Genomic DNA, 25,267 nt, shown 5'->3' with positions numbered 1-25,267 from the left:
TCGACCGTGACGGGACCGGGAATGCTTGTTCGAATAGAAGCCGAAGACGTCGAAATCGGGATGTTCATCCACGCCTTTGAAGGATCGTGGTTCGATCATCCGTTTTGGCGGAGCTATTTTCGCGTCGAAACGCACGAACAATTACGCCGGATCCGCAATTCGGGAATCGACGGGCTGGTGATCGATGCCGCGCGCGGGTTGGCGCCGCGCGCAGACCGGCAGGCCCCCGGGGACGGGGCAAAGCCACCACATGGCAAGCAGCCGCCCGCATCCGAAAGGCCGTGGGGCGACGCAATGTCGTTCCGCTCGACACCGACTTTTGGACCGCCCCAGCCGCCGCCGCGCGACAAGCCGCGCCGTCGCCGCGGCCATGCGACCGAATGCCGCCGCGCCAAGAAGGTGATCGAACGGACGCGCGAGGCCGTCGTCGATATGTTTGCGGCGGCGCGTCTGGGCCGCGCGGTCGAGGTAAGGCGCATGGTCACGCTGGCGCGTTCGATCGGGGCATCGATCGAGCGCGATTCAAAGGCGCTGATCAACCTCGTCCGGCTGAAGGACAAGGACGAATATACCTATCTCCACTCGGTGGCGGTCTGTGCGCTGATGATCAACTTCGCGCGCCATCTGGAACTCGATCCGCAGGAGGTCGAGGATCTGGGCGTCGCAGGCCTGCTGCACGACGTCGGCAAGGTCGCGATTTCGGACGAAATATTGAACAAGCCCGGCGCGCTGTCGAAGGGCGAAATGCGGTCGGTCCGGTCGCATCCGGTGGCGGGCCACCGCCTGCTGGCGAGTTCGCCCGGCGCGCCCGACATGGCGCTCGAACTGTGCCTACGCCACCATGAAAAGATCGACGGTACCGGCTATCCCGACGGCCTCGCCGGCGATGCGCTGTCGCTCGCCGCGCGCATGGGCGCGATTTGCGATGTCTATGACGCCGTGACGTCGAACCGTCCGTACAAGGACGCGTGGACGCCGTGCGAAGCGCTGACTCGGATGAACCAATGGGCCGGGCATTTCGACCAGGCGCTGCTCGATCGCTTTGCCGACAGCCTCGGCATTTTTCCCGCGGGCACGCTGGTGCGGCTGTCGACGGGGGAATTGGGGATCGTGATGGGCAGTGCAGACGACGCGCCGGAGAATGTCGTCGTCCGGGCCTTTTTCGATTGCGAGACGCTGGCCGAAATCACGCCGGTCGACCGCACGATCGCACCGGCAATGGACCATCCGCGGATCGTGGCGCGCGACAGCCCGACCTTCTGGCGCTTTGCCGACTGGGATGCGCTGCGCGTCCGCATCATGAGCGGCGCCGCCGCACCCGCAGCGGGGCAGGGCGACACGCAACCGATCGGCCCGCGCGGCGCCGATCGATAGGCGCAGCAGCGGACCGCGCCGGGCGCGCCGTCCACCCTTTCCCGATCAGGCCTTTTGTGCAGCCGCCCAACGGTCGATCACCGATTCGAGCACCGAGATCGGCATGGCGCCCGCCGACAGCGCAGTGTCGTGGAAACCGCGGATATCGAATTTGTCGCCGAGCGCGGCCTTGGCCTTTTCGCGGATCGCGACCCAGCGTGTCTGCCCGACCATATAGCTCGTCGCCTGGCCCGGCCACACGCAATAGCGCTCGATTTCGGTGACGTTCGATCCTTCGGGGGTGCCGAGCGCGTCGTTATAATAGGCGATCGCCTTCTCGCGGCTCCAGCGATAATGGTGGAGGCCGGTGTCGACGACGAGGCGCGCGGCGCGGAACATATAGGATTGCAGATAGCCGAGCTGGCCCCACGGATCGTTCGCATAGACGCCCATCTCGTCGGCGAGCTGTTCGGCATAGAGCCCCCAGCCTTCGGTATAGACCGAATAGGCGGGCAGGCGGCGGAGGCGCGGAATGCCCTCGGCCTCCTGCGCGAGCGCGATCTGGTGGTGATGGCCGGGCGTCGCTTCGTGATAGGTGAGCGTCGGCAGCGTCCATGACGGGTTTTCGGCGGTATCGCGCAAGTTGATATAATAAGCGCCGGGGCGCGAGCCATCGAGCGCGGGGATCTGGTAATAGCCGCCGGGCGCGCCGGCCTCGATTTCCGGCGGCACGCGGCGGATGTCGCATTTCGCCTTGGGCAAACGGCCAAAGGCTTCGGGCAGGCGGCGCTGCATTTCCTGAATCTGTTCGTTCAATTTGGCGATCAGGTCGGCCTTGCCCTTGTCGGTGTTGGGATAAAGGAAGCGCGGGTCCTTGCCGAGTTCGCGCATCCGCTGCGCGACGGTGCCCTTGGTCATGCCCTGCTTCCTGAAGATCGCGTCGGCGCGCGCGGTGAGCGCGGCCATGCGATCGAGCCCGAGCTGGTGCACCTCTTCGGCCGACATGCCTGTCGTCGTCGCATAGCGCAGCGCATAGGCGTAATATTCGTCGCCCTTCGGCAGGCGCCACACGCCGGCATCGTGCGTCGCGCGCGGGCGGACGGCAGTGAGTTCGGCCGCCTGTCGCTGCATTGCAGGATAGATCCTGCCTTCGACGATCGCGGCGCAGCGTTTCGCCCAGTCGCCCGGGATGTCGGCGGTCTTGGTCTTGAGATTGGTGGCAAGGATATTCGCGTCGGGCAGGGGCGCCATGATGCTTTTGAAGAGGGTCAGCGTGCGGTCGACGACGAAATCGGGCGGGATGACCCCTGCGGCATGGTCGGCCTTGATGCGGTCGGTTTCATTGTCGAGCTGGACCGCGAAATCGGCGCAGCGCGCGAGGTACGCCTCGGCATCGGCGGCGTTCGCGATGCTGTGCTGGTTGACGAGGAAATCGGGGATCGAGCGATAGGACCCGCTGAGTTGCGTCACCGGATGCGGTTCAGGCCAGCTGTGAAGTCCATAGGAGAAGGTGTCGTAAGCCTTGACATAATCCTCCCACGGCCCGCGGAAGGTCTCATAATTGACGAGGTCCATGCCCGAGAGCTTTTTCGGGTCGATCGTCTTCAGTTCCTTGAGCCCGGTGCGATAGAGGTCGTGCCCGCGCTTGATGCCGGCGGGCGAGCGGTCGGCGAGCTTTGCCTTGGCGGCGGCGCGGTCGCCCTTGTCGGCGCCGAGCGAAGTCGCGAATTCGGGGTCCTGATCGAGCAGCATGTCGTAGATGCGCTCGTAGATCGCGGTCAGCCGCGCGCCTTCGCTGTCGGGGGCGGTCGCGAGCGCGGCGCGCGCGGGCGAGCGGACGGCGCCAAGCATCGACGAGGCCGTGGCGGCGGCAAGCAGGGTGCGACGGTCGAACATATTGCGATCTCCGGAAAAATTGTCGGCTGCGGGCAGTCGCCCACGCATAGGTGTCTTGTTATAGCAACTCACCGCCCGCGCAAGGGGGTTCCGCCGGGATGCGCTATTCGCGCGCCTTGGCGGCCAGTCGGACGTCCTGCGACCGATCGAGCGGCATGACCAATATGTCGTCGCCGTCGACGATCACCGCGATATTTTCCATACCGATGACCGACACGCGTTTGTCGCCCCCGCGGACCAGGTTGCCGCGGCTGTCGTGCAGGAAGGCGTCACCGGCGACGACATTGCCGTCGGCGTCCTTTTCGCCCAGCGCGTGGAGCGTGTGCCAGCTGCCGAGGTCGGACCAGCCCATCGATGCGGGCACGACCGCGACACGATTGTCCTTTTCCATCACAGCATAATCGATCGAATCGGAGGGCGCGCGTTCGAATTCGATGGCGTCGGCGTAAACCGCATCGCCATCGCGCATTCCCGCCGCGACGGCGCGGTCGGCGGCCTCGAAAATCGCGCGGCAGTGCGTCAGCATCGCGTCGCGCATCCGCGCTGCGCGGAACAGGAATATCCCGGCATTCCAGCTATACCCGCCCGCCGCGAGCATCGCCTCGGCGTCGGCGAGCGGTGGCTTTTCGATGAAACGCTCGACCGCAAAGCCGTCTTCGCCGAGCGGCGCGCCGCCCGCGATATAGCCGAACCCCGTTTCGGGGCGGTCGGGCGTGATGCCGAAGGTGACGAGCCAATCCTGCTGCGCGAGGCGCGCGCCCTTGGCGATTGCGGCATGGAAGGCCGGGACGTCGGCGATCACATGGTCGCTGGGCATCACGAGCAGCAGCGTGTCGGCGTCGGCCGAGGCGACCGCGAGCGCGATCGCCGCGGCGGTGTTGCGCGGCATCGGCTCGACGAGCAGCGACGCTTCGCTTGTGCCCATCTGGTCGCGCACCGTCGCGACATGGCCGTCGCCGCACAGCACGATCGGCGGCAGGAAGTCGGCGCCCGCGGGGGTTCGCTCGACGGTCTGCCGGAACAGGCTTTTCGTACCCGTCAGCGGCAGGAACTGCTTGGCGCGGGTGCCGCGCGATTCGGGCCACAAGCGGGTGCCGGCGCCGCCGCACAGGATTACGGGCTGGATCATCAACGTCATGAAATCGGGTCTATCGTTTCGGATGCCGCGGGTCATCCCCCTTGCTGCGATGGCAAGTGTAAAATTAACCGACAGTTGACGCCTCGGCTGTAGTATCGGGTGCGCGAAAGGTTTCCATGTTTCGGCTTTTTAAACATTATGTTCCGCACGCCGTCGTCTGGCTGGCGCTGATCGAGTTTCTGGCGCTGCTCGCGTCGGCCGAGGGCGCGTGGCACCTCTATGCGCACCAGGCGGGTTTCGACGCGGGGCCGCTCGGCGACCGCTGGCTGCCTCTCGCGACCTTTGCGCTCGCCAATTCGCTCGCGATGATGGCGACGGGCATGTACGGGAACGAGGGGCTGCGCTCGATGCGCTTCGCGACAGCGCGGCTGCTCGCCGCGATCTCGCTCGGCGTGATTTTCCTGTCGGTTCTCGGCTTCCTGCTGCCGACCGCGACGCTGTGGCGCGCCAACAGCCTCTATGCGATGATCTTTGCGATCGGGACGCTGTTCGTCATCCGGCTTGCGCTGACCCAGTCGGCAGGGACCGAGGCGTTCCGCCGCCGCATCCTCGTGCTCGGCGCCGGGCCGCGGGCCGCGCGCCTTGCGGCGCTGGCCGACGCGCCGGGAAGCGGGCTCGAAATGGTCGGCTTCGTCGCGATGAGCGGCGCCGAAACGACGGTGCCGGGCGCCGTCGCCCGCGAGGCGATCGACAATCTGTCGGACCATGTCGTGATGCTGCGCGCCGGCGAAGTGGTGCTGGCGCTCGAGGAACGGCGCAACGCGCTGCCGCTGAACGACCTGCTCCGCGTCAAGACGACGGGGGTGCATGTCAACGATATCGCGAGCTTCATCGAGCGCGAAACGGGGCGCGTCGACCTCGCGACGACGAACCCCAGCGGCCTGATCTTTTCCGACGGATTCTCGGCGGGGCAGCGAATATCCAAGGTCGGCAAGCGATTGTTTGACATCCTCGCCAGCCTGATCGTGCTGATCGTCGGCCTGCCGCTGGTGATCGTCGCGGGGATCGCGGTCGTCCTCGACAGCCGCGGGCCGGTCTTTTACCGCCAGCCGCGCGTCGGACTGTTCGGCGAGCCCTACGACATCTTCAAGATCCGCTCGATGCGCACCGATGCCGAGGCCGCGGGCAAGGCGGTGTGGGCGAGCGAAAACGACCCGCGCGTCACGCGCGTCGGCCGCATCATCCGCAAGCTGCGCATCGACGAACTGCCGCAGACCTGGTGCGTGCTGAAAGGCGACATGAGCTTCGTCGGCCCGCGCCCCGAACGGCCGAGCTTCGTCGAGGAACTCGAACAAAAGCTGCCCTATTATGCCGAGCGGCACATGGTGAAACCCGGCCTGACCGGGTGGGCGCAGATCAACTATCCCTATGGCGCGTCGGTCGAGGATGCGCGCGTGAAGCTCGAGTATGACCTCTATTATGCGAAGAATTATTCGCCCTTCCTCGACCTGTTGATCCTGCTCCAGACGGTGCGCGTCGTGTTGTGGCCGGACGGGGCCCGCTGACCATGGTTGCCGGGCTGTCGCAGATATTGTCCGGTCTCGCGCTGGCGGGTTTTGCCGGCGTGGCGCTGTGGCTGTTGATGCGGCCGCGCGCGCGCATGGCGGCGTTGATGCCCGCGCCGCGCCTCCTAGTCGCGGCCGCCGCGGCGACCGCGCTGTGGTGCGCAGCGGGAGCGGTCTTCGCGCCGGGATCGTCGCAATCGCTGGTCGCACAGGCGCTGCGCGACCTCGCGATGCTCGGCTGGCTGGGTGCGACCTTCGGGCCGTCGCGCGGGCCGATGTCGCGGCCGCTGCGCCTGATCCTGAAGATGCTGGCGACCATCTGCGTGCTGACGCTGTTGCTCGGCACCGCGGCGCACCTGCGCGCGGGCGCCGCGGCGGAGCCGTGGATGGCGCCGACGCTGACTTTTGCCGCCATGATCGTTGCGGTCGGCGGGCTGCTGATCATCGATGGCGGGGTTCGCCACGCCGGCGCCGGGCAGCGGATGCCCGTGATGGCGGTCGCGGGCGGCTTCGCGATGCTGTGGGCGTACGAACTCAACGCGCAGCTGATCGGCGCGCTGACCGGCGAGACGGCGTCGACGCTGATCGCGCTGTTGCCCGTGGTCGCGCTGCTTACCCTGCCGACCTATGTCCTCGCGGCGCTCGATGTCGGGCGCGAGCGGATGCGCCTGTCGCGCACCGCGGCCATGCGCACGCTGATCCTGCTCGGCGCCGCCGCCTATCTGGTGCTGATCGGGCTGACCGGCGCCGTCGCGCGGCTGTTCGGCGGCGATTATGCCGAACTGGCGCAGGCGATCTCGCTCGCGGTCGCGCTCGGCGCGGGCGGCCTGTTGCTCGCCTCGGCGCGGTCGCGCGCATGGCTGTCGGTGATGATCTCCAAACATTTCTTCGAGCACCGCTATGACTATCGCGCGGAATGGATGCGCTTCACCGCGACGCTGGGGCAGGGCGGGGGCGAGGATGACCGCAACCTGTATCGCCGCGTCGCCAAGGCGCTCGCCGAACTGACCGGCAGCCCCGGCGCGCTGCTGATGCTCCCCGGCGCCTCGGGCGGCTTTCGCATCGCCGAGCAGTGGCACTGGCCGGCGGGGATCGAGGACAGCGCGACGCTGTCGCTGCGCTCGGCCTTCATGCTGCAGGAGACGCGCCATATCGTCGACCTCGACGCCGAACGACGCGGACAGGGGAACGAGGATCTCGCGATCCCCGACTGGCTGATCGCCGACACGCGCGCGTGGGTCGTCGTGCCGGTGCTGCACTTCCAGCGGATGATCGCGATCGTCGTGCTGCATCGCCCCGCGGTGTCGCGCGCGCTCGACTGGGAAGACCTCGACGTACTGCGCATCGCCGGACAGCAGGCGGCGAGCTACCTCGCCGAATCGCAGAGCCAGCAGGCGCTTTCGGAGGCGCGGCGGTTCGACGAGTTCAACCGCCGCTTTGCCTTCATCATGCACGACATCAAGAATCTGGCGAGCCAGCTCAGCCTGCTCGCGCGCAACGCCGAACGCCACGCCGACAAGCCCGACTTTCGCGCCGACATGGTCGAGACGCTGAAAATTTCGGCGGGGCGGCTCAGCGACCTGCTCGTCCGCCTGTCGCCGCGCGAGCGCGGGCCGGCCGCCGAGGCCGGGCGGACGCTGATCGAACCGGTTCTGAATGGCATTGCCGTCGAGGCACGGCCGCGCCGCTCGCTCTTCGTCGGCTGCCAGGCGGGCCTGTCGGCCTGGGCCGACGCCGCGTCGATCCGGCAGGTCGTCCAGCACCTTGTCGCCAACGCGATCGATGCGTCGGCACCCGAGACGCCGGTACAGGTCGTCGCCGTCGCCGAACAGGGGCGTGTGCGCATCGATGTGATCGACCAGGGCAGCGGTATGACGCGCGACTTCATCCGCGACGAGCTGTTCAAGCCCTTCGTGTCGACGAAGGAATCGGGGTTCGGGCTGGGCGCCTTTGAAGCCTTGCAGGTCGCGCAGGCGATGGGCGGCACGATCGAGGTGGCGAGCGAACCGGGGAAGGGCAGCGATTTCACGCTGTGGCTGCCGCTCGCCGATGCGCATGGCGACGCCGGGATCGACGCACGGGTAATGAAAGTGGCTTCGAAATGAGTGAGAGTGGGGGCGCTATCCGTAAACTGCTGGTGGTCGAGGACGACCCGGGGCTGCAGACGCAGCTCAAATGGGCCTATGAGGATTATGCGGTGCTGATCGCGGGCGACCACGACGCGGCGATCGACCTGCTTCGCGCCGAGGAGCCCGACGTGGTGACGCTCGACCTTGGCCTGCCGCCCGATCCCGACGGCACGCGCGAGGGGTTTCGGACGCTCAAGACGATCCTCGAGATCAAACCCGATACGAAGGTCATCGTCGTGTCGGGGCACGGCGAACGCGCCAGCGCGCTGGCGGCGATCGCGAACGGCGCGTGGGATTTCTATCAGAAGCCGATCGATATCGACGAGCTGGGGCTGATCGTCCGCCGCGCCTTTCATGTCCGCGAGCTGGAGGTCGAGAATGCACGGCTGGCGAGCCAAGGCAGCGGCGACAACCGCGTGCTCGGCGGCATGATCACCGGCGCGCCCGAGATGCAGAAGGTCGCGCGCACGATCGAACGTGTCGCAAACCTCGATGTCAGTGTGATGCTGCTCGGCGCGAGCGGCACCGGCAAGGAATTGCTTGCGCGCGGGCTGCACGAGGCGAGCGGGCGGCGCGACGGCGCGTTCGTCGCGATCAATTGCGCCGCAATCCCCGAGAATCTGCTCGAAAGCGAGCTGTTCGGGCATGAGAAGGGCGCGTTCACCGGCGCCGTGAAGACGACCGAGGGCAAGATCGAGCTCGCGCACGGCGGCACGCTTTTCCTCGACGAGGTCGGCGACATCCCGCTGCCGCTCCAGGTCAAATTGCTGCGCTTCCTGCAGGAACGTACGATCGAGCGTATCGGAGGGCGCAAGGCGATTGCGGTCGACACGCGGATCGTCTGTGCGACGCACCGCGACCTCGACGCGATGATCGCCGACCAGAGTTTTCGCGACGACCTCTATTACCGCCTCGCCGAAATGGTCGTGAAAATCCCGTCGCTCGCCGAGCGGCCGGGCGATGCGGTGCTGCTCGCGCGCCATTTCCTCCACCAATATGCGCCCGAGATGAACCCCGGCGTGCGCGGCTTTGCGCCCGATGCGTTGCAGGCGATCGACGAGGGGCGCTGGCCGGGCAACGTCCGCGAGCTTGAAAACCGCATCAAGCGCGCCGTTATCATGGCCGACGGTAAGCTGGTGATGCGCGAGGATCTCGATATGGCGGGCGATAGTGTCGACGGCGAGGAGGCGTGGCTCAACCTGCGTAGCGCGCGCGAAGCCGCCGACCGCGTCGCGATCCGCCGCGCGATGACGCAGAGCGAGGGTAATATCTCCGCCGCCGCGAAGCTGCTCGGGATCAGCCGCCCGACGCTGTACGACCTGCTCAAGCAATATCGGATGCACGCCTGAATGGATTGGCGCCGCCTCTGGACCGGCGCGCCGTTCGTTGCGGCGCTGCTGCTGGGGGCGTGCGGCGACGCGGCCTCGACCGCGCCGCGCCACGCGCTCGAACAACGCCGTTCGGCGTTGCAGGATGCGATCGCCGACGATCCGCAATCGATCGTGCGGCGCGTCGAACTCGCGCGCGTCGCGATCGCACTGGGTGACGGCGTCGGCGCCGAAGCGGCGGTGAAAGCGGCGCTGGGCGCCGGCGCGAAGGAAGCGGCGCTACGCCCGCTGCTCGCGCGCGCCTATGCGATGCAGGGCGACGGCGCGCGTGCGTTTCAGACGCTCGATGGCGGACCGATCATCCCCGAGATGATCGGCGAGGCGGCGTGGGTCGCGGGCGACGTCCACCTCGGCAATGGCGACCTGGCCGCGGCGCGCGAAGCCTATGACCGCGCGGTGCAGGAACTGCCGCGCAATGCGGCGTTGTGGGTGAGTGTCGCGCGCTTTCGTGACGCCAATGCCGACACGCGCGGCGCGCGCGACGCGGCCGATTATGCGATCGAGCTCGACAAGGCGAACAGCCCGGCGCTGGCGTTCAAGGCCAATTTGGTGCGCACGGAGGAAGGACTCCAGGCTTCGCTCGGCTGGTACGACAAGGCGCTCGCTGCCGATCCCGACAATGCCGACGCACTGATCGAGCAGGCGGCGACGCTCGGCGACCTTGGCCGCTATCGCGATATGCTGACCGCGCTGCGCCACGCCGCGACGATCGTCCCGCGCGACCCGCGGATCCATTACCTGCAAGCGGTGCTGGCGGCGCGGGCGGGCAATTACCGGCTCGCGCGCAGCCTGCTGCAACGCACGCGCGGCGAACTCGACGAGCAGCCGTCGTTCATGCTGCTGAGCGCGGTCGTCGAGCTCGAGCTGGGCGGCGAGGCCGTCGCGGCGACCTGGGCCGACCGGCTGATCGCCGAACAGCCGGACAATTTCACCGCCCGCCGGATCCTTGCCGCCGCCGACTGGGCCGGCGGCGATGCCGACGGCGCATCGGAAGCGCTGGCGCCGATCGTGTCGCGCCCCGACGCCGACAGCTGGTCGTTGCTGCTCGCCGCGCGGGTGGCCGCCGAACTGGGGCGGCGGATCGAATCGGCAGACTATCTGGGCCGCGCGGCGACGCTTGCGCGCGGCGAAGCCGTCCCCTTTGCCGCCGACAATGATTATGGGCTGTTGACGATGGCGGCCGACGCCGAGCCGCTGAACCCGGCGGCGGCGATCCCCGCCATTTCGGCCGACCTGTCGAGCGGCAACAGCGCCCGTGCCATCGCGCGCGCCGCGCGAATCCGCGATGCGAACCGCGGCGTTGCCGACGCGCATATCCTGCTGGGCGATGCGGCGCTGGCGGGCGGGCAGTTCGACCTCGCGATCCGGTCCTATCGCGCCGCGCGCGAACTCGATGCGGGAGAGCGGACGACGCTTCGGCTCGCCAACGCGCTATACCGTGCGGGCGATGTCGCCGGCTCGGGCGCGGCGATCCTCGCGTTGCGCGACAGCCAGCCGTCGAGCGTTGCCGCCGACCGGCTGGCGGGGCATCTTGCGATGGATATCGAGCATTGGGACGACGCGATCGCATATTTCGACCGCGTCCGCAGCAGGATCGGCGATCGCGATGTCGTGATCCTGCGCGAACTTGCGCGGGCGTGGGCGGCGAAGGGCGACGATGCGCGCGCGCTGCGGCTGATCGATCGCGCCTATCGGCTGCAACCGCTCAATGCCGCAATCATGGAATTTTACGCCGACCTGCTAGCGCGCCGCAGCAACCAGCAGGCCGCGGCAGACTTGCGCGACAAGGCCGCGCAAATCGGGCGTTAAGCTTCGGTCAGATCGAGCAGGGCGCGCGCGTCGAGGCCGATGCGGCGCATCTGCTGTGCGACGGGGGGCCAGACGTTCGCGAGGAAATCGGCGCGCATCAGGTCGCGGAGGCGTTCGGTCGCGCCTTCGGCGACGAACATGCCGACGCCGCGCTTGACCGTCACCAGTCCTTCGTCCTGAAAGGTCTGATAGGCCTTTGCCACCGTCAGCGGGTTGGCGCCCTCCTCGGCCGCCAGCGATCGCACCGACGGCAACATGTCGCCGTCGCGAAACTGGCCGTCGAGGATGGCGTTCGCGATGACATCGCGCAGGCGCTGGTACACGGGTTTGGACTGATCGAGCATGCCGCCTTAATGCCATAAGACAGCAGCACAGTCAAATTATGATTATTACAAAGTGTTGCCGTTAGGCGTAACTAAATTTCCCAAGCGCGAACAACATCATCATATTCGGGTCGCGGCCGCTCGTCGAGGTCGCGCGACGCGGTGCCGAGAAAGAAATAACCGACAATTTTGTCGCCGTCGCCCGCGCCGAACGCTGCGGCGACATCGGGACTGAAGGCTGCCCAGCCGGTGAGCCAGCTCGCGACGAAACCGTGCGCGTGCGCGGCGTGGAGCAGGTTCATGCCGACCGCGCCGGCTGACATCTGCTGTTCCCAGACGGGTATCTTGGCGCCCGGGACGGGGGTCGAGACGAGTACGAGCAGGGTGGGGGCCTGATGTGCGAACTGGTCGAGCGCGGAGAGGTCCATGCCCGCAGCGCCGGGATTTTCCGCCACCCATGCTTTTTTCAGCAGCGCAGCGAAGGCGTCGCGCTGGCCGTCGGCGATCGTTACGATCCGCCAGGGCGCGAGCTTGCCGTGGTCGGGGGTGCGCAGCGCGAGCGCGATGATGTCCCGAAGCTGCGCGGCGTCGGGGCCGGGCGCGATCATGTCGCGCGCCTTGCCCGAGCGGCGGGTGGCGAGATGGGCGAGGAGCGAGGATGTGTCGTTGAACATGGTGCGCCATGTGGCGTTTCGCGTCACTTTGCGCAAGTGTTGCGAACGGTTCGCAACAGTTTTTGGCCCGTCCGAAGCGGTTTCACGCGCAATTAGATTCTTCCCATACGCAATTTTGACGCTAGTGTTACGGCCATCTGCCTCGCTTACGGGGCCTATAACCATATCCAGGGAAGGGTCGCCATGACCAAAGCCTATGCCCAGCACGGGGATGCCGCCGGGACGTTTCTCGGCCACCCGAAGGGCCTGTTTGTCCTGTTTTTCGCCGAAATGTGGGAGCGATTCTCCTATTACGGGATGCGCGCACTCCTGATTTTCTACCTGACCAAGCACTGGCTGTTTTCGGACGGGGAATCGGGCGTCATCTACGGTGCCTATACCGCGCTCGTCTACATCACGCCGGTGCTCGGCGGCTATCTGGCCGACCGCTGGCTCGGGCAGCGAAAGGCGGTCACTTACGGCGCCATATTGCTGACATTCGGCCATTTCATCATGGGATTCGAGGGTGATGGCGGGCAAGATCCGGCCAGCCTCAGCATCTTCTGGCTCGCGCTTGCTTTCATCATCGTCGGTTCGGGCTTCCTGAAAGCCAATATCTCGGTGATCGTCGGCCAGCTCTATCCGCGCACCGACGTGCGCCGCGATGGCGCCTACACGATCTTCTATATGGGGATTAACCTCGGCGCCTTCCTTGGTTCGCTGCTCTGCGGCTATCTCGGCGAGGTCTATGGCTGGTCCTATGGCTTCGGCGCTGCCGGCTTCGGCATGCTGCTCGGCCTGATCGTCTTCATCTGGGGCAAGCCGCTGCTGCTCGGCCGCGGCGAGCCGGAGGATCCGGCGAAACTGGCGCAGCCCGTCATGGGCATCAAGTTCGAATGGCTGCTCTACATCGTCGGCCTGCTCGCCGTCGGCGTGTGCTGGTGGATGGTGCAGAATCAGGCGCTGGTCGGGACGCTGCTCGGCGTCGCGGGTGCCTTGCTCGTCGCTTATGTGATCTTCACCGCCGTCGTGAAACTGCCCTCGCAGGACCGCGACCGCATCTTCGCCGCGATGTTCCTGATCCTCGGCTCGATCCTCTTCTGGGCCTTGTTCGAACAGGCGGGCTCGTCGCTCAACCTCTTCGCCGACCGCTATGTCGATCGCGCCGGGGTGCCGGCGTCGGTCTTCCAGTCGCTCAACGCCGGTTACATCGTCCTCTTCGCGCCGCTCTTCGCGGCGCTCTGGACCTGGCTCGGCCGCCGCGGGTGGGAACCTTCGGCACCCGCCAAGTTCGGCCTCGCGATGCTCCAGCTCGGGCTCGGCTTCTTCGTGCTCAAATGGGGCGCCGAAGCCGCGGGCATGGAAAATGCGACGCCGGTGCTGTTCATCTTCCTGATCTACCTGCTCCATACGACCGGCGAGCTTTGCCTGTCGCCCGTGGGCCTCAGCGCGATGAACCGCCTCGCACCCGCGCATATGGCGTCGCTGATCATGGGCACCTGGTTCTTCGCATCGGCGACCGGCAATTTCGCCGCGGGCCTGATCGCGGCGGCGACGGGGTCGGAAAAAGCAAGCGGCGAGGGCGCCGGCAAGGCGCTCGTGCTCGACGTCTACCAGACGATCGGCCTTTGGGCGGTCGGCTTCGGTATCCTCGTGATCGTCGTCTCGCCGCTGATCAAGAAGCTGATGCACCTCGACTCGCTGCGCGATGCCGAGGATCTGGCTGGTCAGAAGGAACTCGCCGAGCCGCAGGCGGCTGGCGTTCATCCTGAACCCAAGGGGGCGTAATCAATGATCCGGGGTGTGAAGGGCAGCCTGCTGGCTGCGGTATCGCTGGCGCTCGTCGGTTGTGCGGCGAGCAAGGGAGAGACGGCCTCGGCGGGCGACAAGCCCGCCGCGAGCGCCGAGAAGCCGGTGAAGTTCAACAAGGATCCCTATCCGTCGACCTACAAGCCCTATGCGGGGCAGGTTACGGCGGTCCGCAATGTCACCATCTTCGACGGTGAGGGCGGGCGGATCGACAATGGCACCGTGCTGCTCGCGAACGGCAAGGTCGAGGCCGTGGGCGGCCCCGATACCCCGATCCCGGCGGACATCGCGGTCTATGACGGCACCGGCAAGTTCCTCACCCCCGGCATCATCGACATCCACAGTCACCTAGGCGACTATCCGTCGCCCAGCGTCGATGCGCATTCGGACGGCAATGAGGCCACCTCGCCGACCACCCCCGAAGTCTGGTCGGAGCATAGCGTCTGGCCGCAGGACCCGGGGTTCAGCCGTGCGCTGGCGAATGGCGGCGTGACCGCACTCCAGATCCTGCCGGGGAGCGCGAACCTGATGGGCGGGCGCTCGATCACGCTCAAGAATGTGCCCTCGCGCACGGTGCAGGGGATGAAATTCCCCGATGCGCCCTATGGCCTGAAAATGGCGTGCGGCGAGAATCCGAAGCGCGTCTATGGCGGCAAGGGGCGCATGCCCTCGACCCGCATGGGCAATTTCGCGGTGAACCGCGCGACCTGGCAAAAGGCCGCAGCGTACAAGAAGAAGATGGACGACGGGAAAGCCGTCGACCGCGATCTCGCGATGGAAACGCTCGCGGGCGTGTTGTCGGGCGAGATCCTTGTTCACAACCATTGCTATCGCGCCGACGAAATGGCGCTCGTCATCGATATGTCGAAGGAGTTCGGCTACAAGGTGTCGACCTTCCACCACGCGGTCGAAGCGTACAAGATCGCCGATATCCTTCAGAAGGAAGGCATCTGCTCGGCGATGTGGGCCGACTGGTGGGGCTTCAAGATGGAAGCCTATGACAGCGTCAACGAGAATATCCCGCTCGTCTACAAGGCGGGTGCCTGCACGATCGTCCACTCGGACGACGCGAACCAGATCCAGCGGCTCAACCAGGAAGCGGCCAAGGCGCGCGCCGCGGGCCGCCGTATCGGGATCGACGTCAGCGACGAACTGGCATGGACGTGGCTGTCGTATAATCCGGCGAAGGCGCTGGGCATCGCCGACCGGACGGGCAGCCTGAAGCCGGGCAAGATGGCCGACGTCGTGCTGTGGAACGGCAATCCGTTCAGCGCCTATACCCGCCCCGAAAAGGTGTGGATCGATGGCGCGTTGATGTTCGACGCGAACGATCCGAAACGGCGTCCGGTGAGCGATTTCGAACTGGGCCAGCCGGGTGAAGGAGACGTGAAATGATCCGCGCACTCCTTCTTTCCGCTGCAGCCATCATTGCTGCTCCCGCCGCTGCGCAGGATGTCGCGATCGTCAATGCCAAGCTCGTCATCGGTGACGGCAGCGCGCCGATCGAGGGCGGCACCGTCGTCGTCCGCGGCGGCAAGGTCGTCGCGGCAGGCGCGGGCGTTGCCGTGCCTGCGGGCATCGAACGCGTCGATGCGCAGGGGCGTTATGTGACGCCGGGTATCGTCGCGGCGTTCAGCCGCGTCGGGTTGACCGAAGTCGATGCCGTCACCGGCACCAATGATCGGTCGGCGCCGCGCACGCGCTTTTCGGCGGGGCTCGATATCGCGCCCGCGCTCAACCCGATGGGTTCGCCCGTCGCGGTGAACCGCGCATCGGGCGTGACCCGCGCGATCGTCGCGCCCAGCGGCAGCAGCAATCTGTTCGCGGGCCAAGGCGCGGTCGTCGACCTTGCCGACGACATGGACATGGTAACGCGCCCGCGTGCGCTGCAATATGTCGCGTTCGGCGAGGATGGATCGGCAAAGGCGGGGGGCAGCCGCGCGGCGACCTTCCTGCTCTTCCGCGAACAATTGCTCGCGGCGCGCAGCTATGCCCGCAACCCCGCGACGCTCGCTGAATGGGGCAATGACGCGATGATCCAGCGCGCCGACGCTGATGCGCTGGTGCGCGTGATCGACGGCACGACGCCGTTGTTCGTGCGTGTCGACCGCGCCGCCGACATCGTCAATGTGCTGAAGCTGCGGCAGGACTTCCCCGCGCTGAAGCTTGTGCTCGTCGGGGTGACCGAGGGCTGGCTCGTCGCGCGCGAGATCGCGGCGGCAAAGGTGCCGGTGCTCGTCTCGCCGCTCACCGACCTGCCGTCGAGCTTCGAACAGCTCGGCGCGACGCAGTCGAATGCGGGCCGCCTCAAGGCCGCGGGCGTCGATGTGTCGGTCGGCGTGTTCGACGACGATGATGCGCACAAGATGGGTTACGCGACGCAATATGCCGGCAACCTCGTCGGGCTGGCGCGCGTGCCCGGCGCGAGCGGGATGACGTGGGATCAGGCCTTCGCATCGATCAGCAGCGTTCCTGCGCGCGCGGTCGGCATGGAAGGCAGCATCGGTTCGCTGCGTCCGGGCCGCGCCGGTGACGTCGTGATCTGGGACAATGACCCCCTCGAACTCGGCAGCCGCCCGACCGCGATCTGGATCGACGGCAAGGCGCAGTCGCTGACGACGCGGCAGGACCGCCTGCGCGATCGGTACGCGACGCCGCAGGAAGGCGCTTTGCCCAAGGCTTACGACCGCTAAGAATCGGGCGGGCGCTTCGGCGCCTGCCCGCTTCACTGCTCATGTTGACACTGTTACCTTTGTAGCGGATGGTGCCGGCACGATGCCGCGAGTCGTCTGCCATCGGGGCGGTCGGCGGCGGGAAATTCGCTCGATGAGGGGATTGGCCGTGCAACCGATATCGCTTTTGATCACCACCTGCGTGCTGTTTGTCGGCTCGCATCTCATCCTGTCGCATCCGCTTCGAGACGGGCTTGCAGGGCGGATGGGGGAGCGGGGGTTCCAGATCGTCTATTCGGTCGTTGCGATCGCGACGTTCATCATGGTCGTGCAGGCGTGGCGCGGGATGCCGCCCGAACCGCCCATATGGGCGGTCGGCGACGGGCTGTGGGGCCTCGCATCGCTGCTCGTGCTGTTCGCGAGCATCTTGTTCATGGGATCGCTGATCGGCAATCCGGCGCTGCCCGCGCCGAACGCCGCGAGGGATGCGGCGGCCGCCCCGCGCGGGGTCTTTGCGATCACGCGGCACCCGATGATGTGGGGCTTCACCCTATGGGCGGTCGCGCATGTCGTCGTGATGCCGACCGCGGCGCAGATCATCCTGTCCGCCACGATCATCTTCCTCGCGCTCGTCGGGTCGGCGGGGCAGGATGTGAAGAAGGCGCGGCTGATGGGCGATAGCTGGCGCGGCTGGGCGGCGCGGACCAGCTTCGTCCCGTTCGCGCGGCAGGTTGGCGGCGGCGCGCCCTGGGGCGATACGATCCCGCGGCCGCATGCCTTGTTCGGCGGGATTATGCTATGGCTTGTCGCGACTTGGGCGCATGGCGCGCTGGGCTATATGATCGCGGGTATCTGGCGCTGGGTGGGATAGGATCGGCATGAACGCAAGCACGCACCTCAACGACCTGTCGCTGCGGCTGCTCGGGCGCGCGTTCGACGAGCTCGACGTCGAGGAATCGCGGGTCGTGGAGTCGATCGCGCAGCGCGCGCCGAGCAGCCGCGACGCCGCCGATATCGAGGATGCGCAGGCGAGCACGGGCGACCGGCTCGCCGACAAGGTCGCGGCGGTCGGCGGCTCGTGGGGCTTTATCATCGTCTTTGCGCTGATCCTGTTCGGCTGGATGCTGCTCAATTCGGAAGTGCTCCAGCGCTTCGGGTTGGCGTTCGACCCTTATCCCTTCATCTTCCTCAACCTGATGCTCTCCACGCTCGCCGCGGTGCAGGCGCCGATCATCATGATGAGCCAGAACCGGCAGGCCGCGAAGGACCGGCTGACCGCGAGCGTCGATTACGAAATCAACCTGCGCGCCGAGCTGGAAATCATGCGGCTGCACGAAAAGCTCGACCAGATGCGCATTCATGAGTTGGCGGAGAAGGTCGATACCTTGTGCGAGCGGATGGATGGCGCGAGCAAAGCTTAGTCGCGCACTGTCCGGTCGGGCGAACACATGGTTTGTTCGAGTACGTCCGCGATTTCTGCCATGCGGATCGTGAATACACCGCCTTCAGCCCGTCGCCATTCGGCGATGCCTTCCGCTGCGTCGGGGAATTCAGCGACAGATTCTACAGGAGCGATCAGACTGTCGCGCATCGTCTTTTCCGAAACGGGGAGATGCGCGACCTCACCCGCATCGCCATTGCAAGCGAGTTTCAGGCCGATCAGACCGATATGGTAGATCGTGCTGTCACCTTCGCCTTCGATTAACGCGATGCGCAAGAGCGATCCCGTGTCCGATGGCCGATGGTGATAGGACCATATTTGACCAACCGCATAGCGGGCTTCTGGTTGGGCTGCTGCAGTCACGGGTAAGAGACACAGACCAACGGCAATGGTCCGAATTGGCCGGAGCAGCGCATTCAAAGCCGCACCATCCGCATTCCCATTTCACCATAGCGCGGGCCGCTCGTCCCGCCCTTCGGCGCCGCCGCCTCGATCGCGGCGAGGTCGTCGGCGGTCAGCGTGACCTCGGCCGCGGCGACGCTGTCCTCCATCGTCGCGCGGCGCTTGGTGCCGGGGATCGGAACGATGTCGGGCCCTTGCGCAAGCAGCCACGCCAGCGCGACCTGCGCCTTCGACACGCCATGATTGTCCGCGACCGCGCCGATCGCGTCGACGATCGCGAGATTTGCGGGCAGATTCTCGTCCGAATAGCGCGGGTCGTTGCGGCGCCAGTCATTCTCGGGAAGCTCGTCGCGGCTGCGCACCGCGCCCGCGAGGAAGCCGCGGCCGAGCGGCGAATAGGGGACGAAGCCGATGCCGTTCTCGCGGCAGGCGCCAAGGATTTCGTCCTCGATATCGCGCTCCCAGATCGAATATTCGCTCTGGAGCGCGGTGATCGGCGCGGCCTTCGCGGCGCGGCGGATCGTTTCGGGGCCGGCTTCGGACAGCGCGATGTGGCGGACCTTGCCCTCCTTCACCAGCTCCATCATCCCGCCGACTGTCTCCTCGATCGGGACCGACGGGTCGACGCGGTGCTGGTAGAAAAGGTCGATCGTGTCGATGCCGAGCCGCTGGAGCGAGCCTTCGCACGCGGCGCGCGCGTTCGCGGGCGAGCCGTCGACGCCGACGATCTGGCTGCCCTCGAATTTGAAGCCGAATTTGGTCGCGATCACCAGCCCGTCGCGCTTGCCCCTGATCGCGTCACCCAGCAGTTCTTCGTTGCTGAACGGCCCGTAGATTTGCGCGGTGTCGAAGAAGGTGACGCCGAGGTCGATCGCGCGGTGGATCGTGCGCGTCGATTCGTCGAGGTCGGCGGCCTCGCCATAGAGGATGTTGCCGCCCTTGATCATCGGCATGCAGCCGATACCGATCGCCGACACTTCCAGGCCGTGGCCGAGCTTGCGATATTTCATGGGGTTTCTCCTGCGAGGGGGACATCGTCTTCGACACCGTCGGCGGCATATTTCGTCGCTGCGACGTCGCCGACGACATTGCCGAGTGTACGGAAAATGTCGGGAAATGTCTCGACCGCAACGAGCAGCCCCAAGGGCGCGACGGGGACGCCCATCGAGATCGCGATCGGCGCGATCGAGGTCACGAAGCTGATCGAGCCGGGCAGGCTGACCGACGAGAGCGCCGCGGCGAGCGCAACCCCGAGGCCCACGGCCATTTCCCACGGCGTCAGTTCGACGCCGAACAGCCAGGCGACATAGACGACGACCGCGAGGTTCATTGCCGGGCTGGTGAATCGGAACAGCGCGACCGCGAGCGGCAGGACGATGTCGGCCTTTTTCGGATCGACGCCGAGTTCCTCCGACGATTTCAGCATCGCGGGCAGGCTGGCGAGCGAGCTTTGCGTGCTGATCGCGACCGCGAAGGTCGGCACCATCGCGCGAATGAAGCGCGGCAGCGGTACGCCGACGACAAATACCGCGAGGAGGAAGCCGAGGATGATCGTGCAGGCGCCGATCGCAGAGAGCATCAGCACATAATGGACGAGGCCGCCGAAGGCCGCGACCCCGGCCTTGATCGCTAGCGCGTAGCCGAGCGCGAAAACGCCGAGCGGCGCGAGTGCGAGCACCCAGCCGATGACGACGAGCATCGCATCGCCCAGCGCCTTGAAGAAGCCTGACAGGGTGGCGCGTTCGACGCTCCCGATCCGGCTGATCGCAAAGGCGAAAATGGTAGTGAAGACGATCAGCGGCAGAATCGATGTGTCGGCCGCCGCGGCAATCGGATTGGTCGGGATGAGGCCGAGGATGAAATCGGTGAAGGTCGGCGAGGGCACGGCTTCGGTCGAGCCCCCCAGGCCGTGACGCAGCCCCGCGGCCGCCGCGGCGGACATGGGGAAAGTCTGGAGCAGAAGCGGCAGCACGATCAGGGTCATCAGCCCGGCGAGGATATTGGCGCCGATGAAGATCAGAACCGCGCGGCTCGCCAGCTTGCCCGCCCGCGCGGCATCGGCGGTGGCGGTGATGCCCGTTACGAGGAGCGCGACGATCAGCGGGATGATCGTCATCTTGAGCGCGTTGAGCCAGAGCAGGCCGATCCATTCGACATAAGGCAGCGATGCCGTGCCCCACTCGACCGAGACCATCTCGACGCCGACCCCGAGCAACATGCCGGCGACCAGCGCCGAGAGAATGAACCAAGCGGATTTCAAAGTGGATTCTCCCGGCGTTTTTTCTGGCCTGCTTGCCAAGCAAAAGAGGGTGACTTAGAGCACCTCCCGGAAGAAACGGGAACCGGTTTTTGGGCCGGGAAATGCTCTGCGGGGGCCATCCCGTGGACGCCGGGGCAGGCATTTGTCTGGCCGTCGGCTTAGGTAGCAGAGGTGTCATGCGCAAGTTTTTCGGAACCGACGGGATTCGTGGCCTGACCAACCAGGTCCCGATGACGGCGGAAGTCGCGATGCGCGTCGGCATGGCGGCGGGCGCGCACTTCCTGCGCGGCGACCATAAGCACCGCGTCGTGATCGGCAAGGATACGCGATTGTCGGGCTATATGCTCGAAAACGCACTCGTCGCCGGGTTCACGAGCGTCGGCATGGACGTGGTGCAGGTCGGCCCGATGCCGACCCCCGCGATCGCGATGCTGACGCGCTCGATGCGCGCCGACCTGGGCGTCATGCTGTCGGCGAGCCACAACCCGTTCCACGACAATGGCATCAAATTGTTCGGCCCCGACGGATATAAATTGTCCGACGAGGACGAGGCGCAGATCGAGCACCTGCTGACCGTCGAGCCAAAGCTTGCCGCCGCGGCGCATATCGGCCGCGCGAAGCGGATCGACGACGCGCGTGGCCGCTATATTCATGCGGTGAAGCAGAGCCTGCCCGAATCGGTGCGCCTCGACGGGCTGCGCATCGTGCTCGATTGCGCGAATGGCGCGGCGTATAACAGCGCGCCGACGGTGTTCTGGGAACTTGGCGCCGATGTCGTCGCGATCGGCGTCACCCCGAACGGGATCAACATCAATGACAAATGCGGATCGACCGCGCCCGCGCTGCTTCAGGAAACCGTGGTGGCAAGCGGCGCCGACATCGGCATCGCGCTCGACGGCGACGCCGACCGGCTGATCGTCGTCGACGAAAAGGGAACGATCGTCGACGGCGACCAGATCATGGGGCTGATCGGTGCAAGCTGGGCGCGGCAGGGACGGCTGAAGGGCGGCGGGGTCGTTGCGACCGTCATGTCGAATCTCGGCCTCGAACGCTTCCTCGAAGGCGAGGGGCTGCGGCTCGAACGCACCAAGGTCGGCGACCGCTACGTCCTCGAACGCATGAAGGAAGGCGGTTTCAACGTCGGCGGCGAGCAGTCGGGGCATATGATCCTGTCCGACCATGCGACGACCGGCGACGGCACGCTCGCGGCGTTGCAGGTGCTCGCCGAACTCGTCGCGGCGGGGAAACCCGCGAGCGAATTGCTGCACCAGTTCGACCCGGTGCCGCAGCTTTTGAAGAATGTTCGCTTCGCGGGGGGCAAGCCGCTCGAGGACAAGCAGGTCATCGCTGCGATTGCCGAGGGCGAAGCGGCGCTCAACGGGCGCGGCCGCCTCGTCATCCGTCCGTCGGGCACCGAGCCCCTGATCCGCGTGATGGCCGAGGGCGACGATGCCGGACAGGTGGAGCAGGTCGTTGACATGATCTGCGACGCGGTACGTGCCGCGGCCGCATAACCATTTGATTTTTTAGAACCGAAAGAGACTTACCATGCTTGAAATGCGACCCGATTGCGAAAAGTGCGGCCGTGACCTGCCCGCCAACCTCCACGGCGCCTTCATCTGTTCGTTCGAATGCACCTTCTGCGCGAACTGCGCCGACAAGCTCGACGAGATTTGCCCCAATTGCGGCGGCGACCTGCTCGACCGGCCGCTGCGCGAGGGCGCGGCGCTGGCGAAGTTCCCGGCATCGACGGAGCGAAAGCATAAGGCGTGACCGCACGCGTCCTGATTATCGCCGGTTCGGATAGCGGCGGCGGTGCGGGCATCCAGGCCGACATCAAGGCGGTCACGATGCTCGGCGGTCATGCGATGACCGCGATCACCGCGATCACCGCGCAGAACACGCTGGGGGTGCAGGGCGTCCATCCGGTTCCGACCGCGATGGTGCTGGCGCAGATCGACAGCGTCGCGTCGGATATCGGCGTGGATGCGGTCAAGATCGGGATGATCGGCAGCGCCGAAACCGCCGCCGCGGTGGCGGAGCGCCTGTCGCAGCCCGATCTCGCGCAGGCGGCGCTGGTGTTCGACCCGGTGATGATCGCGACGAGCGGATCGGTGCTCGCCGACGCCGCGACGATCGACGCGTTCCGCGCGCTGCTGGACCGTGCGATGGTCGCGACACCGAACCTGCCCGAACTGGAAGCGCTCGGCGGCGAAGAAGCGGTGCTCGCGCACGGATGTTCCTTGCTCGTCAAGGGCGGCCATGCCGAGGGCGAGACGGTGATCGACCGCCTGCTCGAAACGGGCGAGGGTGAGGTCGCGCACTGGGAAGCGCCGCGCATCGACACCCCGCACAGCCACGGCACCGGCTGCACGCTCGCGAGCGCGATCGCGTGCGGTTTGGCGCAAGGCATGCCGCTCGAACCCGCGATAGCGCGCGCCCGCGACTTCGTGCGCCTGTCGCTGCTCGACGCGCCGGGACTGGGGCAGGGGCATGGCCCGATGGGCCAGCAGTTCGTTCGCAACGACGGGCTGTTCACCGGTCCGGCGCTCAACCAGATCACGCTGCCCGCAAACGACTATGCCGTGTCGGTCGCCTTCTACAAACAAATGGGTTTGAAACAGATCGTCGATAGCCCCGACAATGGTTATGCGCGCTTCGTGGCGGCGAATGGCGTGACGCTGTCGATCCATGTCGGAGATGGAACCGCGGGCGGCGCGACCGCCTATCTCGAAAGCGGTGCGCTCGACGCGTGGGTCGCCTACCTCGCGCGCCGCGGCGTGCGTTTCGATCAGATGCCAAAGGATGAGGAATGGGGCTGGCGCGAGGCGCGTCTGGCCGATCCGGCGGGCAATCGGCTGTGCCTGTATCAGGCGGCCGAATATCGGCGGTATCCGCCGTGGCGCATATGATCGTCGGCGTCGACGAAGCGGGCCGCGGCCCTCTTGCGGGACCGGTCGTCGCGGCTGCGGTGCTGCTCTGCGAGGGCGGGATCGCCGGGCTCGACGATAGCAAGAAGCTCACCGCCAGACGCCGGGGCGAACTCGAAGCGCAGATCAAGGCGCGCTGCCGCTGGGGCGTCGGCGAGGCCAGCGTCGAGGAAATCGACCGCATCAATATCTTGCAGGCGACGTTCCTTGCGATGACGCGCGCGGTCGAAGCGCTCGGTTTCGAGCCCGCCGAGGTTCTGGTCGACGGCAACCGCCTGCCGCGCTGGCGCTACAGCGCGCGCGCCATCGTTGGCGGTGACGCGCTGCATCCCTGTATTTCGGCGGCGAGCATCCTCGCCAAGGAGCATCGCGACCGTTTCATGGTCGCGGCCGCACGCGATTTCCCGGGTTTTGGTTGGGAAACCAACATGGGCTATGGTACGGCGCATCATCTCGCGGCGCTGCGCCAGCATGGCCCCACGCCGCACCATCGGACCAGCTTTGCCCCGGTCGCACAAATGCAACTGGTCTGACCGCCCGCAGCCTAAAAGCCTAAGAGGGGAAAAGGCGATGAGCAGAGGATTTTCGGCCGACGACGTCGGCGCGCAAACGGGGCGGCGTTTTCTTGTCACCGGTGCCAATGCCGGAATAGGGTTCGAAGCCTCGAAGGTTCTTGCCGCGCGCGGCGCGCATGTGATCCTCGCCTGCCGCGACGAGGACAAGGCCGAGGCGGCGATGAATCGCATCCGGGTCGATGTTCCGAAAGCCGAATTGTCGTTCCAGCCGCTCGATCTCGCCGACCTCGATCAGGTCAGGGATGCCGCGAAGACGGTGCTGGCGGGGCCGCGGATCGATGTGCTGGTGAACAATGCCGGGGTGATGATCCCGCCGCGAACGCTGACAAAGCAGGGGTATGAGCTGCAATTCGGGGTCAACCACCTCGGCACCTTCGCGCTCACCGGGCTGATCCACCCCCATGTCGACGACCGCATCGTCATCACCGGCAGCATCGCGCACAAGAGCGGGGCGATGGATTACAGCGACCTGTCGGCGTCGCGCAGCTATCACAATTGGGCGCGCTACCAGATGAGCAAGCTCGCCAACCTGCTCCACATGTTCGAGCTCGACCGCCGGTTGAGCGCTGCCGGGCGCGCGACACAGGCGATCGGGTGCCACCCCGGGGTCGCACTCACCGAATTGACGCGGCATTTGCCGATGCCGCTGCGCGCGATGACCCCGCTCGCCGCGCCTTTCTTTAACAGTGCCGCGCAGGGCGCTTGGCCGACCTTGCAGGCGGCAACCGGCGCGCGCGTGCAGGGCGGCGACTATCTCGGGCCGCAGGGGCTTGGCGAGATATCGGGGCGTTCGGGGCCGGCGCGTGCGACGCGCGATGCGCGCGACCCGAAGCTGGCGCGCGAGCTGTGGCAGCGCTCGATCGACCTGACCGGGGTCGATCCGGGTCTTTGACCCTCATCGGCGAAATTTTTTTCGGGGGTGAGTCCTCATCGCCACACCACCAGTGGTTGAGTCTCCGAGTCGCGGCCGACTCCATATGGTGT

At 66.5% G+C, this 25,267-nt stretch carries 22 protein-coding genes; 15 read left to right on the top strand and 7 right to left on the bottom strand.

The features are described from left to right. The first annotated feature begins 21 nt into the window (after window positions 1–21). On the top strand, window positions 22–1,374 hold the full coding sequence (locus ACIPPQ_RS14045; protein ID WP_446544680.1) for an HD-GYP domain-containing protein: 1,353 nt from the start codon (window positions 22–24) through the stop codon (window positions 1,372–1,374). Between the two features lie 45 nt (window positions 1,375–1,419). On the opposite strand, the gene ACIPPQ_RS14040 is transcribed toward ACIPPQ_RS14045, so the two are convergent. Together ACIPPQ_RS14040 and ACIPPQ_RS14035 are read right to left on the bottom strand one after the other, a co-directional pair. After that, window positions 1,420–3,249 (bottom strand): DUF885 domain-containing protein, encoded by a 1,830-nt coding sequence (locus tag ACIPPQ_RS14040; protein WP_446544679.1) that lies wholly within the window; start codon window positions 3,247–3,249, stop codon window positions 1,420–1,422. 103 nt (window positions 3,250–3,352) lie between these two features. Continuing rightward, window positions 3,353–4,387, bottom strand: a complete 1,035-nt coding sequence (locus tag ACIPPQ_RS14035) for a mannose-1-phosphate guanylyltransferase (RefSeq protein WP_446544678.1) — start codon at window positions 4,385–4,387, stop codon at window positions 3,353–3,355. 116 nt (window positions 4,388–4,503) lie between these two features. Between ACIPPQ_RS14035 and ACIPPQ_RS14030 the strand changes: the two genes are divergently transcribed. Genes ACIPPQ_RS14030 through ACIPPQ_RS14015 form a run of 4 tightly spaced genes read left to right on the top strand, consistent with a single transcriptional unit; the run spans window position 4,504 to window position 11,218 of the window. Continuing rightward, window positions 4,504–5,892: a TIGR03013 family XrtA/PEP-CTERM system glycosyltransferase gene (locus ACIPPQ_RS14030; protein ID WP_446544677.1), complete on the top strand. Its 1,389-nt coding sequence runs from the start codon at window positions 4,504–4,506 to the stop codon at window positions 5,890–5,892. Between the two features lie 2 nt (window positions 5,893–5,894). After that, entirely contained in the window at window positions 5,895–7,997 is a 2,103-nt protein-coding gene (prsK, locus tag ACIPPQ_RS14025; RefSeq protein ID WP_446544676.1) for an XrtA/PEP-CTERM system histidine kinase PrsK, read from the top strand. Next, window positions 7,994–9,370: a PEP-CTERM-box response regulator transcription factor gene (gene prsR, locus ACIPPQ_RS14020; RefSeq protein ID WP_446544675.1), complete on the top strand. Its 1,377-nt coding sequence runs from the start codon at window positions 7,994–7,996 to the stop codon at window positions 9,368–9,370. Before prsK ends, prsR begins: the two co-directional genes overlap by 4 nt. Continuing rightward, window positions 9,371–11,218 (top strand): tetratricopeptide repeat protein, encoded by a 1,848-nt coding sequence (locus ACIPPQ_RS14015; protein WP_446544674.1) that lies wholly within the window; start codon window positions 9,371–9,373, stop codon window positions 11,216–11,218. On the opposite strand, the gene ACIPPQ_RS14010 is transcribed toward ACIPPQ_RS14015, so the two are convergent. Together ACIPPQ_RS14010 and ACIPPQ_RS14005 are read right to left on the bottom strand one after the other, a co-directional pair. Then, window positions 11,215–11,562 (bottom strand): GntR family transcriptional regulator, encoded by a 348-nt coding sequence (locus tag ACIPPQ_RS14010; protein WP_446544673.1) that lies wholly within the window; start codon window positions 11,560–11,562, stop codon window positions 11,215–11,217. The two genes, ACIPPQ_RS14015 and ACIPPQ_RS14010, sit on opposite strands and share 4 nt — an antisense overlap. A 71-nt stretch (window positions 11,563–11,633) precedes the next feature. Continuing rightward, window positions 11,634–12,215, bottom strand: coding sequence for a nitroreductase family protein (locus ACIPPQ_RS14005; protein ID WP_446544672.1), 582 nt, complete (start codon window positions 12,213–12,215; stop codon window positions 11,634–11,636). Window positions 12,216–12,398: 183 nt separating this feature from the next. Here ACIPPQ_RS14005 and ACIPPQ_RS14000 point away from each other — a divergent pair, with 183 nt between their 5' ends. The 5 genes from ACIPPQ_RS14000 (at window position 12,399) to ACIPPQ_RS13980 (ending at window position 18,096) form a co-directional block, all read left to right on the top strand. Beyond that, window positions 12,399–13,982: a peptide MFS transporter gene (locus ACIPPQ_RS14000; RefSeq protein WP_446544671.1), complete on the top strand. Its 1,584-nt coding sequence runs from the start codon at window positions 12,399–12,401 to the stop codon at window positions 13,980–13,982. Window positions 13,983–13,985: 3 nt separating this feature from the next. Beyond that, on the top strand, window positions 13,986–15,398 hold the full coding sequence (locus tag ACIPPQ_RS13995) for an amidohydrolase (protein WP_446544670.1): 1,413 nt from the start codon (window positions 13,986–13,988) through the stop codon (window positions 15,396–15,398). Beyond that, a complete protein-coding gene (locus ACIPPQ_RS13990; RefSeq protein ID WP_446544669.1) occupies window positions 15,395–16,696 on the top strand; it encodes an amidohydrolase family protein in 1,302 nt (433 codons plus the stop codon). The genes ACIPPQ_RS13995 and ACIPPQ_RS13990 overlap by 4 nt, the downstream gene beginning before the upstream one ends. A gap of 148 nt (window positions 16,697–16,844) precedes the next feature. Next, entirely contained in the window at window positions 16,845–17,546 is a 702-nt protein-coding gene (locus ACIPPQ_RS13985) for an NnrU family protein (RefSeq protein WP_446544668.1), read from the top strand. 7 nt (window positions 17,547–17,553) lie between these two features. Continuing rightward, window positions 17,554–18,096: a DUF1003 domain-containing protein gene (locus ACIPPQ_RS13980; protein ID WP_446544667.1), complete on the top strand. Its 543-nt coding sequence runs from the start codon at window positions 17,554–17,556 to the stop codon at window positions 18,094–18,096. On the opposite strand, the gene ACIPPQ_RS13975 is transcribed toward ACIPPQ_RS13980, so the two are convergent. The 3 genes from ACIPPQ_RS13975 to ACIPPQ_RS13965 form a co-directional block, all read right to left on the bottom strand. Continuing rightward, a complete protein-coding gene (locus tag ACIPPQ_RS13975; protein ID WP_446544666.1) occupies window positions 18,093–18,392 on the bottom strand; it encodes a hypothetical protein in 300 nt (99 codons plus the stop codon). The two genes, ACIPPQ_RS13980 and ACIPPQ_RS13975, sit on opposite strands and share 4 nt — an antisense overlap. 140 nt (window positions 18,393–18,532) lie before the next feature. Then, a complete protein-coding gene (locus ACIPPQ_RS13970; protein ID WP_446544665.1) occupies window positions 18,533–19,528 on the bottom strand; it encodes an aldo/keto reductase in 996 nt (331 codons plus the stop codon). Continuing rightward, window positions 19,525–20,778, bottom strand: coding sequence for a dicarboxylate/amino acid:cation symporter (locus ACIPPQ_RS13965; protein WP_446544664.1), 1,254 nt, complete (start codon window positions 20,776–20,778; stop codon window positions 19,525–19,527). Before ACIPPQ_RS13965 ends, ACIPPQ_RS13970 begins: the two co-directional genes overlap by 4 nt. Window positions 20,779–20,954: 176 nt before the next feature. On the opposite strand from ACIPPQ_RS13965, the gene glmM reads away from it, so the two are divergent. The 5 genes from glmM to ACIPPQ_RS13940 are packed head-to-tail and all read left to right on the top strand — an operon-like array spanning window position 20,955 to window position 25,175. Then, on the top strand, window positions 20,955–22,292 hold the full coding sequence (glmM, locus tag ACIPPQ_RS13960) for a phosphoglucosamine mutase (RefSeq protein WP_446544663.1): 1,338 nt from the start codon (window positions 20,955–20,957) through the stop codon (window positions 22,290–22,292). A gap of 34 nt (window positions 22,293–22,326) precedes the next feature. Then, window positions 22,327–22,551: a DUF1272 domain-containing protein gene (locus tag ACIPPQ_RS13955; RefSeq protein WP_327454298.1), complete on the top strand. Its 225-nt coding sequence runs from the start codon at window positions 22,327–22,329 to the stop codon at window positions 22,549–22,551. After that, the gene (gene thiD, locus ACIPPQ_RS13950; protein ID WP_446544662.1) at window positions 22,548–23,690 is read left to right on the top strand and encodes a bifunctional hydroxymethylpyrimidine kinase/phosphomethylpyrimidine kinase; all 1,143 of its coding nucleotides are present in this window, start codon (window positions 22,548–22,550) and stop codon (window positions 23,688–23,690) included. The genes ACIPPQ_RS13955 and thiD overlap by 4 nt, the downstream gene beginning before the upstream one ends. Further along, window positions 23,687–24,241: a ribonuclease HII gene (locus tag ACIPPQ_RS13945; RefSeq protein ID WP_446544720.1), complete on the top strand. Its 555-nt coding sequence runs from the start codon at window positions 23,687–23,689 to the stop codon at window positions 24,239–24,241. The genes thiD and ACIPPQ_RS13945 overlap by 4 nt, the downstream gene beginning before the upstream one ends. Window positions 24,242–24,278: 37 nt before the next feature. Continuing rightward, entirely contained in the window at window positions 24,279–25,175 is an 897-nt protein-coding gene (locus tag ACIPPQ_RS13940; protein WP_446544661.1) for an oxidoreductase, read from the top strand. Window positions 25,176–25,267 lie beyond the last annotated feature (92 nt).

Source organism: Sphingopyxis sp. LARHCG72, assembly GCF_052871675.1.
This window is presented reverse-complemented; position numbering and strand designations above follow the sequence as displayed.